A 14,711-nucleotide genomic window follows, 5' to 3' on the forward strand; every position below is an offset into this window, starting at 1 on the left:
CGGCCGAGGACGGACAGGGTCGGTGAGTCCGAAGGGAACCCGGGCCTCAGCACAGGGTCACCGCCTGCCCGGTCGCCCCCGGTGTCTCCTCGGCCCAAGCCGTCAGCGGTGTGAAGCCCCGGTGGCCGCATTCGCCGAAAACCGTGACGGGTGTGCCCCCGGAGAGGGCGACGAGGCGCCACAGACCGGGGCGGGAGCGAGCGGAGGGGGTGATGGGGAGGGCCAGGCCGCTGTCCGCGTCGGCCAGTTGCCAGGAGTCGCCGTCCGGGGTCGGTATGACACGGGTGAGCGTGACCGGGTACGAGTCCAGCCAGGGGTCGTCCCGGAGAGCCTCGCCGTAACGGGCCGCCGCCTCGGCCGGAGTGACCCCGGGCGGTCGTATGCAGGCGGGCTCGGGGGCCGAGAACCGCTCACCCAGAGCCGCTCGCAGTTGCCCCGCGCCCGGATAGGCCGAGACCTCCGCCTCGAAGGCGAGCCCCACCGGGAGGGACAGCTCGGGGGCGCGGCCGGCGGCTCCGTAGGAGAGGAGCAGCGCCGTACGGCCCGACTCGGTGCCATGGAGCCAGATGCGGCGGGTGGTGAGGCGGGAGTCGGAGGTGTCGTACTGGGCGAGGGCGAGCCAGCGGTCACGGACCGGCGGGCCCTCCGGGGAGCCGGGCAGGCCGATCCGGGAGCGGACGGTGCCCGCGAGGCCGTCCGGGAGGTGTTCGCGGCGCAGCCAGCCCTGGTCGAGGAGATGGAGCAGAGCGCACTCCTTCAGCAGCCGGACCGGCCAGCCGGGGCCCGAGCCCGGGATCGCACCCAATTCCCGCACCCGCGCGGCCAGTCCGGGGGCCTGCGCGTCGACCATGCGGGCCGCGGTCTCCTCCCACAGCCCGTACCCCGCCTGCTCCGTGGCGGCGAGGCCGCCGCGGAGCAGGTCGGTCAGGCGCTGTTCGAGCTCCGCCGCGCCCGCGGTGATCCGCTCGGCGCGCCGCTCGGCTCGGCGACGCACCGCCTCGGGATCAGCGGACGTGGCCCCAGATGCCGCGTCCGTCCTCGTCGTCCTCTCCGCTGCGCGCGTGCGGCGGCCTGACAGCCACTGCTGCGCCCAGTCCGGCGCCGCCCGCCCGGGCGACACGGCGCTGTCGGAGCCCGCCCAGAGCAGGAGCAGCCCCAGCGCATGCTTGCACGGGAACTTCCTGCTCGGACAACTGCACTTGTAGGCGGGCCCGGTGGAGTCCGCGACGTCGATGACTGTCTGATACGGCTTGCTGCCACTGCCTTTGCATAGTCCCCACACCGTCCCCTCGTCCGAAGTGCCCGCCGCCGACCATGGTCCGGCCGCGGCGAGTTTGCTTCCGGCTTTGCGCGATGCTGCGTCAGGTGCCAATGCCAGCACCTGCTCAGCGGTCCAGCGCACCCCCTGCTGAGTCATGTTCTGAAGGTAGATCCCACCACTGACAATTGGCTTGCGCGACCTGATTTCCGCAGGTCAGACTGGATTGTCAGTGGCGTGGTGCAGTGTGGTCACCAGAACCGAACCGGCCGAGCTGGAGGGGGACTCAGCCATGCCTGCGTCTGTTGATACGACCACTGTCGACCCGCGCCACAACCAGTCCGCGCCCGCGAACACGCACACGAACGCGCACCCGGACGAAGGAGCTGTGGCTTCGGGTGTGGGAGGAGTGACTTCGGGTGGAGGCGAGGGCGGAGGTGAGGTGCTGCGGGCACACGCCGAGCACGCTTTCGCGGCCGAACTCGCCGCGCTGGCCGAGCGGGACGACCGGCCCCGGCCCACCCGCTGGAAGTTGTCGCCGTGGGCCGTCGCCACGTATCTGCTCGGCGGCACACTGCCCGACGGCACGATCATCACACCCAAGTACGTGGGTCCGCGACGCATTATCGAGGTCGCCGTCACCACCCTCGCCACGGACCGCGCCCTGCTCTTGCTCGGCGTCCCCGGCACCGCCAAGACGTGGGTGTCCGAGCATCTCGCGGCGGCCGTCAGCGGCGACTCCACGCTGCTCGTGCAGGGCACGGCCGGCACCCCGGAGGAGGCGATCCGCTACGGCTGGAACTACGCGCGGCTGCTCGCCCACGGTCCGAGCCGCGACGCCCTCGTGCCCAGCCCCGTCATGCGGGCCATGGCGGAGGGCATGACGGCCCGCGTCGAGGAGCTGACCCGCATCCCGGCCGACGTCCAGGACACCCTGATCACGATCCTGTCCGAGAAGACGCTGCCGGTACCGGAATTGGGGCAGGAGGTGCAGGCCGTCCGCGGCTTCAACCTGATCGCCACGGCCAACGACCGCGACCGCGGGGTCAACGACCTGTCGAGCGCCCTGCGCCGCCGATTCAACACGGTCGTGCTGCCGCTGCCGGAGAGCGCCGACGCCGAGGTAGACATCGTCTCGCGCCGCGTCGACCAGATCGGCCGCTCCCTCGACCTGCCGACCGCACCCGACGCCATCGACGAGATCCGCCGAGTCGTCACCGTCTTCCGCGAGCTGCGCGACGGCGTCACCACGGACGGCCGTACGAAGCTGAAGTCCCCCAGCGGCACCCTGTCGACCGCCGAGGCGATCTCCGTCGTCACCAACGGGCTCGCCCTCGCCGCCCACTTCGGCGACGGCGTCCTGCGCGCCTCCGACGTCGCCGCAGGCATTCTCGGGGCCGTCGTCCGCGACCCGGCCGCCGACCGCGTCATCTGGCAGGAGTACCTGGAGGCGGTCGTACGTGAGCGCGACGGCTGGACGGACTTCTACCGCGCCTGCCGCGAGGTGAGCGCGTGACGGGGCGGGGGGAGGGGGAGGGGGAGGGGGAGGAGGCGACGACCTGCGGCGGGCCCCTGCTGCTCGGCGTACGGCATCACGGGCCGGGGTCGGCGCGGGCGGTGCGGGCCGCGCTGGACGCGGCGCGGCCCCGGGTGGTGCTGATCGAGGGGCCACCGGAGGCCGACGAGCTGATCCCGCTCGCCGCCGACGAGGACATGCGGCCCCCGGTCGCCCTCCTCGCCCATGCCGTGGACGAGCCCGGCCGCTCGGTCTTCTGGCCCCTCGCCGGGTTCTCCCCGGAATGGGTGGCCATCCGCTGGGCCCTGGCCCACGGTGTTCCGGCCCGCTTCATCGACCTTCCGGCCACGCACACGCTGGCCTGGGGGGAGCGGACCGCTGCCCAGCCGGAGGGACCGGCTTCCCAGTCGGACGAACCGGCGGAGGAGGCCGTCCGGGGCGATCCGCTCGGCGCGCTCGCCGAAGCCGCCGGTTATGACGATGCCGAGCGCTGGTGGGAGGACGTGATCGAGCACCGGGGGACGGGCGGGGACGTGTTCGCGCCGTTCGCCGTGCTGGAGGAGGCCATGGGGGCGCTGCGGGAGGTGTACGGGACCGGGGGGCACGACCGGGATCCCGTGCGGGAGGCGTACATGCGGTCGCAGCTGCGGGCCGCGCAGAAGGAGTTCGGCGACGAGGCCGTGGCTGTCGTGTGCGGGGCGTGGCATGTGCCCGCGTTGCGGGAGAAGCGGACCGTCACCGCCGACCGGGCGCTGCTGAAGGGGCTGCCCAAGGTCAAGGCGGACATGACCTGGGTGCCGTGGACGCACCGGCGGCTGGCCCGGGCCGGCGGCTACGGCGCGGGGATCGAATCGCCCGGTTGGTACGGGCATCTGTTCGACGCGCCCGACCGTCCCGTGGAGCGGTGGCTGACCAAGGTGGCGGGGCTGCTGCGCGAGGAGGACCGGATCGTCTCCCCCGCACATGTCATCGAGGCGGTGCGGCTGGCCGAGACGCTCGCCGCCATGCGTGGCCGCCCCCTGCCCGGGCTGACCGAGACCACCGACGCCGTACGAGCGGTGATGTGCGAGGGCTCGGACGTGCCGCTGTCGCTGGTGCGCGACCGGCTGGTGGTCGGCGATGTGCTGGGAGAGGTGCCCGCGTCGGCGCCGGCGGTGCCCTTGCAGCGGGACCTGGCGCGGGCCCAGCGGCGGCTGCGGCTCAAGCCGGAGGCGCTGGAGCGGGAGTTGGAGCTCGACCTGCGCAAGGAGAACGACGCCGAGCGCGGCCGTCTGCTGCACCGGCTGCGGCTGCTCGGCATCGAGTGGGGCGAGCCGTCGGCCTCGCGCGGCAGCACCGGTACGTTCCGGGAGACCTGGCGGCTGCGCTGGGAGCCGGAGCTGGCGGTGCGGGTCGCCGAGGCCGGGGTGTGGGGGACCACCGTGCTGGCCGCGGCGATGGCAAAGGCCGAGGCGGACGCGGTCACGGCCGGGTCGCTCGCCGACATCACCGCGCTCGCCGAGCGCTGCCTGCTCGCCGAACTCCCCGACGCCCTGCCGGTGGTGATGCGGGTGCTCGCCGATCGCGCCGCCCTCGACGCCGACGTCGGCCACCTCGCCCAGGCCCTCCCGGCCCTGGTCCGCTCCCTCCGCTACGGCGACGTCCGCGCCACCGACACCCGGGCGCTGGCCGAGGTCGCCGCCGGACTCGCCGAGCGCGTCTTCGTCGGCCTGCCACCCGCCTGCTCCGCCCTCGACACTGACGCGGCACAGGAGATGCGCCGCCATGTGGACGCCGTGCACGGCGCGGTGGCACTGCTCGGCGACGCCGTCACGGCGGTACACGCGGCCCGGGACGGCGAGATACGGGGCCGCTGGCACTCGGTGCTCCACGTCCTCTCCCGGCGGGACACCGTCCCGGGGGTCATCCGAGGGCGGGCCCTGCGACTCCTGCTGGACGACGGGGAGCTGGCGCAGGAGGAGGCGGCCCGGCTCATGGGGCTCGTCCTCTCGCCCGGTACGGCGCCGGCCGACGCGGCGGCCTGGATCGAGGGGTTCGTCGGCGGCGGCTCCGGCGGCGGGCTGCTGCTGGTGCACGACGAACGGCTGCTGGGGCTGGTGGACGCCTGGCTGACCGGGGTGCCGGGGGACGCGTTCACCGACGTACTGCCGTTGCTGCGGCGGACGTTCTCGGCGTATGAGCCGGGAGTGCGGCGGACGCTCGGGGAGCTGGTGCGGCGTGGGCCGGGGCAGCGGGGGAGCGCGGTGGCGGGTGGGTCCGGCACGGCGGGCTTCGCGGCCGATCTCGACGGCGACCGGGCGGACGCGGTGCTGCCGGTGGTGCGGCTGCTGCTCGGCCTGGACGGCGCCGATGACAACGATGTGGTGGGGGTGGCGTGATGGCGAACGACGGAGCACGGACGTGGAAGCCGGGGCGGCGGGAGGCCGAGACGGTGGACACCCCGGGCGGGGACGGGCCCGGGCAAGGCCACGGCGACGGGTTCCGGGCCGATATCGGCACGGCGACGACCGTGGCGGTGATCCCGCTCTGGGACCGGCCTCGTACGGGGGTGCGCGGATGACGACGGGAGCGGCAGGAACGGCGGGGACGGCAGAGACGGCGAGGGTGACAGGGCTGGACGCGGGCGTGGAGGCGGGCTCGGGCTCGGGCGTGGATGTCGCCGGTGAGCGGTTGCGGCGCTGGCGGCTCGTGCTCGGTGGGGACGCGGCGGACGGCACCGGGTGTGCGCTGGGCGGACAGGACGCGGCCATGGACCAGGCGTTGACCGCGCTGTACGGGAAGGGGGACAAGACGCAGGCGGGGCGGGACCGTTCGGCGGGGCTCGGGGCGTCGGCGCCGTCCGTGGCGCGGTGGCTCGGGGACATCCGGACGTACTTCCCCTCCTCCGTCGTGCAGGTCATGCAGCGGGACGCCATCGACCGGCTCGGACTGTCCGCGCTGCTGCTGGAGCCGGAGATGCTGGAGGCGGTGGAGGCGGACGTCCACCTCGTCGGCACCCTGCTCTCCCTCAACAAGGCGATGTCGGAGACGACGAAGGAGACCGCGCGGGCCGTCGTACGCAAAGTCGTCGAGGACCTGGAGAAGCGGCTCGCCACGCGCACCCGGGCAACCCTCACGGGCGCCCTCGACCGCAGCTCCCGCGTGAGCCGGCCGCGCCACCACGACATCGACTGGAACCGCACGATCGCGGCCAACCTCAAGCACTACCTGCCGGAGTACCGGACGATCGTGCCCGAGCGGCTCATCGGGTACGGGCGGGCCTCGCAGTCCGTGAAGAAGGAGGTCGTCCTCTGCGTCGACCAGTCGGGGTCGATGGCGGCGTCCGTCGTCTACGCGTCCGTGTTCGGGGCGGTGCTGGCGTCCATGCGGTCCATCAACACCCGGCTCGTCGTCTTCGACACGGCCGTCGTCGACCTCACCGACCAGCTCGACGACCCGGTCGACGTCCTCTTCGGCACCCAGCTCGGTGGCGGCACGGACATCAACAGGGCGCTCGCGTACTGCCAGTCGCAGATCACCCGGCCCGCGGAGACCGTGGTCGTGCTGATCAGTGACCTCTACGAGGGCGGGATACGCCACGAGATGCTGAAGCGGGTGGCGGCGATGAAGGCGTCGGGCGTGCAGTTCGTGACACTGCTCGCTCTCTCCGACGAAGGGGCGCCCGCGTACGACCGTGAGCACGCGGCGGCCCTCTCGGCCCTCGGCGCACCGGCGTTCGCCTGCACACCCGACCTGTTCCCGGAGGTCATGGCGGCGGCGATCGAGAAGCGGCCTCTGCCGATACCGGACAGTGCGTGAGCGGGGTGGCGCGGCCGACCGGGCTGGGCGTATGACCGGGCGGCAAGTGTGGCCGGGTCGTGGGGATGGCCGGGCAGGTATCGCGTGACGGTGACCGGAGTGGAGAACCGGACATCTGGCGTTGAAAAGCGGACATGACAGCGCGTCAGTGACACGGGGCTTGCGTGACCGTGGGAGTCCCGTGCGAGGATCGGCAGCGCTTCACACCCTTCACACGGGTGTTCGCATCTTGCGCAAGTTCACCCCGTACTCCGTGGTTCCGTCGCACGGGAGGCCTCCCCGCCTTGACCTCAGCAGCCGCACTGCCCGGTGCCGGTGCCGGTGCCGTCCTGCGCGTGGTGCGCGGGGCCGCCGGGCGCCGGTGGGTGTGGGTCGCGCTGCTGGTGGGTGGGTTGTTCGTGCTGGGGGTTCTCTGCGGGGAGCGGGCGAGCGCGGCGGACAAGGGTCTGCTGCCCGGCGAGGTCAAGGGAACCGCCGTTACCGGTCTCGTGACCAGCCCCGTGACCCCCGTGGTGGACACCGTCACCGAGGTCACCGGGACGGTCGCAGACGTGGTGCCCCCGGTCGGGGAGCACCTTGTCGAGCCGGTCACCGAGCAGGTCGTGATGCCGGTCGGCGACCTCGTGGAGTCGGTCACCGAGGGGCTGGCCGAGGTGCCGTCGCAGCTTCCGCCGGTGACCGAGCCGCCATCGCTGCCCGGCCTCCCGGACCTTCCGGAACTGCCCGAGTGGTCCACGTTGCCGGTCGAGACGCTGCCGGTCGGGGCCCTGCCTGTCGACGCGACGCCGCAGGAGCCGGGCGCGGGCGAGGCCGAGAGGCCGGGCCCGACTGTGGACGACGGCGGTGAGCGGGCTGCCGGGCCGGCAGCCGTCGTGTACGGGCCGCGTGGCGGGGCTGGGGGCGGGGTCGCTGTGGCCGTCGCTGTACCGCAGCGGGCCGCCGATGCCGGGGCCTCGCACGTCATGCCGATGCCCGGGCAGCGGAGCCCGCACGGCGACGGCCTTCCCACGGGTGCCCTCGGCGGGCACGCCGGGGCCGACAACAACGGGCCGCGGCACGGCGAGCCGCATGCCGTCACCTCTCTTCACCGGGCGCCGCTGAGGCTCGTGCCCGGCGCCACCGCGGTCGACGCCGCGGGCGGGACCCGGGACCGGCACCGGGACGTCCCCGAGTTCCCCGGATAGGGCCGACCGCCTTCCCCCGCCGGACCTGCCGTGCGGGGACGGAACAGGTCTGCTCGCCGTCCCGGTTCCCCTCCCTCCTCTCTCGGAGGCCCGGACGAGAGCCCCTCGGAGCCGTAACCGCGACCTCGTCGGATTGACGTCGCGATAGCGCCGGGTGCACAGCCGCTGGTCCCCCACTTCCGGACCACCGACGAAAGCGGCGTCACCGGTCGCGGTTCCCTCCGGCTCCCCACGACTCGGATTCCCGAAGGAACTCACGCCCGCATGAACGCGAACACCCACCGCCCCCTCGTGCCAGCCGCCGACGCCAACAGCGCATGGGCCTTCGGCGCCACCGCCACCGCCGCCGGCGGGGACGCCCTGCGCACGCCGACACTCACCGTGCCCGACGTGGGCGTCGGCCCGACCGGCCTGGTGGCCCCGGCGGCCCTGACCGGCCCGGCTGGCCGGGCGGCCCTGACCGGCCCGGCTGGCCGGGCGGCCCTGACCGGCCCGGCTGGCCCGGCGGCCCTGACCGGCCCGACCGGCCTGACCGGCCCGGCTGACCCGACCGGCCTGACCGGCCCGACCGGCCCGGTGGCGCCGGCGGCCCCGGCCAACCCGGTCGGAGGGCCGTGGGCACTGCCACCGCCCCGGCCGGTCGCCACGGCCACCCCGGCCGTCGACGAGACCTCTGCCGGGGCCGTGCCCCTGCCGTCGTCCCGCCGTCAACGGCGTGACCCCCATCCCCAAGCCCGTCGTGGGCGACGCCACCGCCCTCGCCCGGCGGACAGCGGGCGACGCGACCGCCCTCCCACACCCACACCAGGCAGTCGCCGACGTGTCGCCGTACGCGACCGGCCTGGCCGCCCACCTAGCCGACGACATCGCCGTCTCCATGCTCCCGGGCCCGCCGTGAACACCGCGCGGCATGGTGTGGTGCCCGTCGCCGGACCAGCGGTCGAGGAGGACCCGGCCGGGTGGCGTACGACGTCGCCAATGAGGCCGCCCCCGCAGCAAGCCAGCAAGCCAGCAAGCCAGCAAGCCAGCAAGCCAGCAGGCCAGCAGGCCAGCAGGGCGGGCCGGCTCCCTCGCCCGCGCTCTCACTGGCAGCGCCCGACAACCCCGTCCGCTCGCTCCTCGTCAACCCGGCCACCGGTGTCGACGATGTCGTCGCCCCGGCCACTCCGGGCTACGCCCCGCCACCTCCCCGAAGGGTCCCGTACCCGGCGTGGCCACGCCGCTCCCTGACCGGCCCCCGGGCGCCGTGAAGCGCCACGACCCGCTGCGATGACGCAGCCCACAGACAGCCGACCCACCGGCGGCTGAAACCCGGACGGCCGAAAGCCGTCGGCCAGGTTCGGGTGGAGGGCGGTGGGAGGTGGCGGGTGGTCTCCCCTGGGGAGGGGAGCACCCGCCGGAGGCCCCGGCAGAGGCATGCGGGGGCCTTGGAGGGGCCTCACCGGACGTACCCCCGCCCGGTGAGGCCCCGCACACGCGGCACTCGGTGCCAGTGAGTCCGGCATCATGTGACAGGTATCACCGCTCAGGTGTGACCCGCGATTTAGAGGCCTCCGGGAAGCAGCGATAGCCTGCGAGACGGACATGCCGCGCGCTCGGACATCGTGTGCGCCCCCTTTGTGACTCACGGCGGACGTCACGTTGCCCTTCGCGGCACGCCCACGCATCCAACGAACCGCGAGATCACTGATAGGGACGGACGCGCGTGGACCTGTTCGAGTACCAGGCGAGGGACCTCTTCGCCAAGCACGGTGTACCGGTGCTGGCCGGTGAAGTCATCGACACGCCTGAGGCGGCCCGCGCGGCGACTGAGCGGCTGGGCGGCAAGTCCGTCGTCAAGGCGCAGGTGAAGGTCGGTGGGCGAGGCAAGGCCGGCGGCGTGAAGCTCGCCGCCACCCCGGACGAGGCCGTCGCCCGCGCGACGGACATCCTCGGCATGGACATCAAGGGCCACACGGTCCACAAGGTGATGATCGCCGAGACGGCTCCGGAGATCGTGGAGGAGTACTACGTCTCCTTCCTCCTCGACCGCACCAACCGCACCTTCCTCTCCATCGCGTCCGTCGAGGGCGGCATGGAGATCGAGGAGGTGGCGGTCGAGCGCCCCGAGGCCGTCGCCAAGACCCCGATCGACGCCAACGAGGGTGTGACCCCCGAGAAGGCGCGCGAGATCGTCGAGGCCGCGAAGTTCCCGGCCGAGGTGGCCGGCCAGATCGCCGACATCCTCGTCACCCTGTGGAAGACCTTCATCGAGGAGGACGCCCTCCTCGTCGAGGTCAACCCGCTGGCCAAGGTCGTCTCCGGTGACGTCCTCGCCCTCGACGGCAAGGTCTCCCTGGACGAGAACGCGGACTTCCGCCACCCCGGCCACGAGGAGCTCGTCGACCACGCGGCCGCGAACCCCCTCGAGGCCGCGGCCAAGGAGAAGAACCTCAACTACGTCAAGCTCGACGGTGAGGTCGGAATCATCGGCAACGGCGCGGGTCTCGTCATGAGCACCCTGGACGTCGTCGCGTACGCCGGTGAGGCCCACGGCGGCGTGAAGCCGGCCAACTTCCTCGACATCGGCGGTGGCGCCTCCGCCGCCGTCATGGCGAACGGCCTGGAGATCATCCTCGGCGACCCGGACGTCAAGTCCGTGTTCGTCAACGTCTTCGGTGGCATCACCGCCTGCGACGAGGTCGCCAACGGCATCGTGCAGGCGCTGCAGCTGCTCGCGGACAAGGGCGAGGAAGTCACCAAGCCCCTCGTCGTCCGCCTCGACGGCAACAACGCCGAGCTGGGTCGCAAGATCCTCTCCGACGCCAACCACCCGCTGGTCCAGCGCGTGGACACCATGGACGGCGCGGCCGACAAGGCCGCCGAGCTCGCGGCTGCGAAGTAAGGAAGAGGGACAGACACAGCCATGGCTATCTTCCTCAACAAGGACAGCAAGGTCATCGTCCAGGGCATGACCGGTGCCACGGGCATGAAGCACACCAAGCTCATGCTGGCCGACGGCACGAACATCGTCGGTGGCGTGAACCCGCGCAAGGCGGGCACGTCCGTCGACATCGACGGCAACGAGATCCCGGTCTTCGGCACGGTTGCCGAGGCGATCGAGAAGACGGGCGCGAACGTGTCCGTCCTCTTCGTACCGCCGGCCTTCGCCAAGGCCGCCGTCGTCGAGGCCATCGACGCCGAGATCCCGCTCGCGGTCGTCATCACCGAGGGCATCGCGGTCCACGACTCCGCCGCGTTCTACGCGTACGCGGTGTCGCAGGGCAACAAGACGCGGATCATCGGCCCGAACTGCCCGGGTCTGATCACCCCCGGTCAGTCGAACGCCGGCATCATCCCCGGTGACATCACCAAGCCGGGCCGTATCGGTCTCGTCTCGAAGTCCGGCACGCTGACGTACCAGATGATGTACGAGCTCCGTGACATCGGCTTCTCGTCGGCCGTCGGCATCGGTGGCGACCCGGTCATCGGTACGACGCACATCGACGCGCTCGCCGCGTTCGAGGCCGACCCCGACACCGATCTGATCGTGATGATCGGTGAGATCGGTGGCGACGCGGAGGAGCGGGCCGCGGACTTCATCGCGAAGAACGTGAAGAAGCCGGTCGTCGGTTACGTCGCCGGCTTCACCGCGCCCGAGGGCAAGACCATGGGCCACGCCGGCGCCATCGTCTCCGGCTCCTCCGGTACGGCCGCCGCGAAGAAGGAGGCCCTCGAGGCCGCCGGCGTCAAGGTCGGCAAGACGCCGACCGAGACGGCGAAGCTCGCGCGCGAGATCCTCGGCGGCTGACTTCAGCTCGGCTGAGCCTTTCGCGGGCCCGCACCCCACTTCGGGGTGCGGGCCCGTCGGCGTCTCCGGGGCCCGGCTCGATCGGGCGGTACCCGGCGCCGGGGCTGGGCGGCGGCGGGCTTCACTCACCGGCGCTTGCCGGGTGCCGCCGCGCCCGCCGCGCACGGGTCGGCGCCCACCCGTACGCCGCGCCCACCCGTGCGCGGCGCCCACCGTGCGCCGCGCCCCACCCGTGCCGCCCCAGCGGCACGACTGCCCGCAGCTGCGACGCGTGATCAGCGGGCCTCCGGTCGCAGGCGCTCCCGTCCTGCCGCCATCTCCGACCGGAGCTTCGCCCGGAGTTCCTGTCGGCGTTCCGAGAGGGGGCCGGGGGCCGCTCGCGGGGGGATGCCGCGGACCGGGGCGCCCGGGGGGACCGGGGGTTCGTAGTGGTCGGGAGCGGTGCGGAGGGTGAGGCCGGTGGTGGTGAGGAGGAGCACGGTGAAGGCGATGGCGGCGTGGGTCCAGCGGCGGGCGCGGAGGTCGGCCCGGGCGCGGAGGGCGAGGGGTCTGGTGGGACCGGGGTCGATCTCGCCCGGCAGCTCGGCCAGCAGGCGGCTGAGGCCATCGGGCTCGACCGGCTCCGGGAGGCGCGCGGTGACGGTCGCGCGGGCGTAGAGCAGCCGGCCCGCCGCAGCGGGGGTGCTCGCCTCCGTCTCGGCGGCCGTGTCGGGTAGATCGAGGCCGACACCGTCGTAGAGGAGCAGGGTGCGACGGTACGGGGGCGGCAGTTCGAGCAGCGCGTTCAGCAGGGCTCGGCCGGTCGGGTCGGGCGGCTGCGGCTCCTGGCGGCGCCGGGGGAGGCGAGGGCGCAGGCGGTACCAGGGGGAGAGGGCGTACTCGTGGGCGGCCGCCCGCAGCCATCCCGCCGGATCACGGTCGACGGCCACCTCCGGCCAGCGCTGCCAGGCGAGCTGGAAGGCCCGCTCCACCGCGTCGCGTGCCAGCCGACGCCGCCCGGTGAGCAAATAGGTCTGCTGTACGAGGGTGGGGGCGCAGTACGCGTAGAGCGCGTCGAAGGCCTGGCCGGGTGTCAGGGGCGCCGGTGCCAGGCCCGGATCGTCGGCGTCGGCGTCGGTGTCGGCGTCGAGGGCCGCACAGAGGGGCTGCTGGTACCACTCGGTCTCGCTCCGGGTGGACGGCTCGCCGGAGGACCCGGTCACCGGAACCGGTTCACCCCCCGCCGTACCCACCTTCACCGGACCGGCCCTCGTACGAAAAAGCACATAAGCACATATTGGGCGACACGTGCGTGAATCGTTCGTTACGCCGGTAAAGCGCGTGTCGTTGGGAGCATGGCCGACGTGACGCACGCGACCGACTCGAACGACCCGACTGCGGGCAGTGGCCACCCGACCGGCCACACCTGGCGGGACCGTACCGACGCCACCTGGCCCGCCCTCACCCGGCCGGCCTCCCGCACGGCACCCATGACGCCGACAGCTCCCCCGCCCACTGTGCCGACCATGGCGCCGATGGCACCCCCGGCGACATGGTCGGCGCCCCTGTTCGGGCGGTCCCGTCGAAGGTCGTCCCGGCTGGTCGCCGGGGTGCTGGGCGGCGTACTGGCGGCGGGGCTCGGGCTCGGGGCGTACACCGCGCTGGTGATGGTGCTGTGGATCAGTTCGCCGTACCCGGACAGCGGGCCGGGCGGGGCGCTGCACGTCGCGGCGGGGCTGTGGCTGCTCTCCCACGGTGTGGAACTCGTCCGCACCGACACGCTCTCCGGCGACCCCGCCCCGATCGGCCTCGTCCCCCTGCTGCTGCTCGCCCTGCCGGCGGTCCTCCTGCACCGCTCGGCCCGCGACCACGCGGACGACGGTTCCGGGCCGGGCGTCCGTACGACATGGGCCGGTCTCGTCACCGGATACGCGGCCGTCGGCGGGGTCGTCACGCTGTACGCCTCCGGCGGTGTGCTGCGCCCGTTGTGGTGGTGGGCCGTGCTGTGCGTGCCGCTGCTGGCGGCGCTCGCGGCGGGCACGGGGGTGTGGACTGCGTGCGGGCGCCCCCGGCTGCCCCTGCCCGCCATCCTCGGCGGCACCTTGGCGACGGAGGGTCGACGGCAGCTGGCGGCAGCCGCCGCACGGGCCGCCGGGGCGGGCGTGCTGGCCCTGACCGGCGGCGGCGCCCTGCTGGTGGCCGTGTCCCTGGCCTGGCACGGCGGCGCGGCCCGCGACTCCTTCCTCCAGCTCACCGAGGGGTGGTCGGGGCGCTTCACCGTACTGCTGCTCTGCCTCGCCCTCGTCCCGAACGCGGCGGTGTGGGGAGCGGCCTACGCCCTCGGCCCCGGCTTCGCACTGGGCGCCGGACACACCGCCGGTCCGCTCCACGCGGCGGCCCCGGCCGGACTCCTGCCGCCGTTTCCCCTGCTCGCGGCCGCCCCGGAGGGTGGGGGCACGCCGGTGTACTGGGCCGTGGGCGCGGTACCGCTCGCCGCGGGCGTGACCGTCGGCTGGTTCACCGCGGCCCGGGCCGCCGCCGACCGGACCGCCCCCTGGTCGGCCCGCCGGACCACCACCGCGACCCTCCTCGCGGCCCTCGTCTCCGCCGCCGTCACCGCCCTTCTCACCAGCCTCGCCGCCGGCCCGCTCGGCGGCGGCGTCCTGGCCGACTTCGGACCGGTGTGGTGGCAGACGGGGGGCGCGGCCGGCGCCTGGGTGGCTGTGGTGGGGGTGCCGGTCGCCTTGGTGGCGCGGTGGTGGCGGGTACGGAAACGGGCGAGGAGGCGGAAGCCGGCTCCCCCAACTGCGGCCCAGCCGACCCGAGGAGCCGACTGCAAGCAGGGGCGGGCCGCGTCGGCCGGGCTGTTCCGGCGCGCGCCGAAGACGACGAACGTGGGCGGGAAGCCTCAGCGCGACCTGCGGGTGGCCGACGGCGAGGCTCTCCGGGGTGAGTCGGGAGAGACGACGTTCGGCGGCCACGGCCACGGCCACGGCGACGAGACGCCGACGGCCGATGAAGCGGCGCCGGTCGGGTCCCGAACCACCCCGTACTCACCGGAGCCGACCCCTCTCCGGGACCCGGACTCCCATGCGGCCCGCTGGGCGGCGCTGCGCGATCTGTCCTCGACGGGACGGAACGAGCGCGAAAGCGCCCCGGACGCCGACCCCACTGTGTGAGGGCGGC

11 protein-coding genes are annotated in these 14,711 nt (G+C 73.7%); 9 read left to right on the forward strand and 2 right to left on the reverse strand.

Annotation, left to right across the window (positions count from 1 at the left end; genetic code table 11):
• Nucleotides 1-46: 46 nt before the first annotated feature.
• The gene (locus I8N67_RS07835; protein ID WP_200301867.1) at nt 47-1,417 is read right to left on the reverse strand and encodes an SWIM zinc finger family protein; all 1,371 of its coding nucleotides are present in this window, start codon (nt 1,415-1,417) and stop codon (nt 47-49) included.
• A gap of 133 nt (nt 1,418-1,550) precedes the next feature.
• Here I8N67_RS07835 and I8N67_RS07840 point away from each other — a divergent pair, with 133 nt between their 5' ends.
• The 8 genes from I8N67_RS07840 to sucD all read left to right on the forward strand — a co-directional run bounded on the left by I8N67_RS07840 (nt 1,551) and on the right by sucD (nt 11,546).
• Nucleotides 1,551-2,774 carry an ATP-binding protein gene (locus tag I8N67_RS07840; RefSeq protein ID WP_200301868.1) on the forward strand — a complete coding sequence of 408 codons (1,224 nt, stop codon included), beginning with the start codon at nt 1,551-1,553 and terminating at the stop codon, nt 2,772-2,774.
• The gene (locus I8N67_RS07845; protein ID WP_307835177.1) at nt 2,771-5,152 is read left to right on the forward strand and encodes a DUF5682 family protein; all 2,382 of its coding nucleotides are present in this window, start codon (nt 2,771-2,773) and stop codon (nt 5,150-5,152) included. The genes I8N67_RS07840 and I8N67_RS07845 overlap by 4 nt, the downstream gene beginning before the upstream one ends.
• Nucleotides 5,152-5,334 (forward strand): hypothetical protein, encoded by a 183-nt coding sequence (locus I8N67_RS07850; protein WP_200301869.1) that lies wholly within the window; start codon nt 5,152-5,154, stop codon nt 5,332-5,334. The genes I8N67_RS07845 and I8N67_RS07850 overlap by 1 nt, the downstream gene beginning before the upstream one ends.
• Nucleotides 5,331-6,572: a vWA domain-containing protein gene (locus tag I8N67_RS07855; RefSeq protein ID WP_234045290.1), complete on the forward strand. Its 1,242-nt coding sequence runs from the start codon at nt 5,331-5,333 to the stop codon at nt 6,570-6,572. Before I8N67_RS07850 ends, I8N67_RS07855 begins: the two co-directional genes overlap by 4 nt.
• A gap of 284 nt (nt 6,573-6,856) precedes the next feature.
• The gene (locus I8N67_RS07860; protein ID WP_200301870.1) at nt 6,857-7,756 is read left to right on the forward strand and encodes a hypothetical protein; all 900 of its coding nucleotides are present in this window, start codon (nt 6,857-6,859) and stop codon (nt 7,754-7,756) included.
• A gap of 715 nt (nt 7,757-8,471) precedes the next feature.
• Nucleotides 8,472-8,654 carry a hypothetical protein gene (locus tag I8N67_RS07870; protein ID WP_200301872.1) on the forward strand — a complete coding sequence of 61 codons (183 nt, stop codon included), beginning with the start codon at nt 8,472-8,474 and terminating at the stop codon, nt 8,652-8,654.
• An 807-nt stretch (nt 8,655-9,461) separates the two neighbouring features.
• Nucleotides 9,462-10,640 carry an ADP-forming succinate--CoA ligase subunit beta gene (gene sucC / locus I8N67_RS07875; RefSeq protein WP_200301873.1) on the forward strand — a complete coding sequence of 393 codons (1,179 nt, stop codon included), beginning with the start codon at nt 9,462-9,464 and terminating at the stop codon, nt 10,638-10,640.
• 21 nt (nt 10,641-10,661) lie between these two features.
• The gene (sucD, locus tag I8N67_RS07880) at nt 10,662-11,546 is read left to right on the forward strand and encodes a succinate--CoA ligase subunit alpha (protein ID WP_200301874.1); all 885 of its coding nucleotides are present in this window, start codon (nt 10,662-10,664) and stop codon (nt 11,544-11,546) included.
• Between the two features lie 275 nt (nt 11,547-11,821).
• Here sucD and I8N67_RS07885 read toward each other — a convergent pair whose 3' ends face one another.
• Nucleotides 11,822-12,748, reverse strand: a complete 927-nt coding sequence (locus I8N67_RS07885) for an RNA polymerase sigma factor (protein WP_307835178.1) — start codon at nt 12,746-12,748, stop codon at nt 11,822-11,824.
• A 132-nt stretch (nt 12,749-12,880) separates the two neighbouring features.
• Between I8N67_RS07885 and I8N67_RS07890 the strand changes: the two genes are divergently transcribed.
• Complete coding sequence (locus I8N67_RS07890; protein WP_234045291.1) at nt 12,881-14,704, forward strand: cell division protein PerM; 1,824 nt, start codon at nt 12,881-12,883, stop codon at nt 14,702-14,704.
• The last annotated feature ends 7 nt before the right edge of the window (nt 14,705-14,711 follow it).

The sequence above is a fragment of the Streptomyces adelaidensis genome (assembly GCF_016598475.1).
Lineage (GTDB): Bacteria > Actinomycetota > Actinomycetes > Streptomycetales > Streptomycetaceae > Streptomyces > Streptomyces adelaidensis.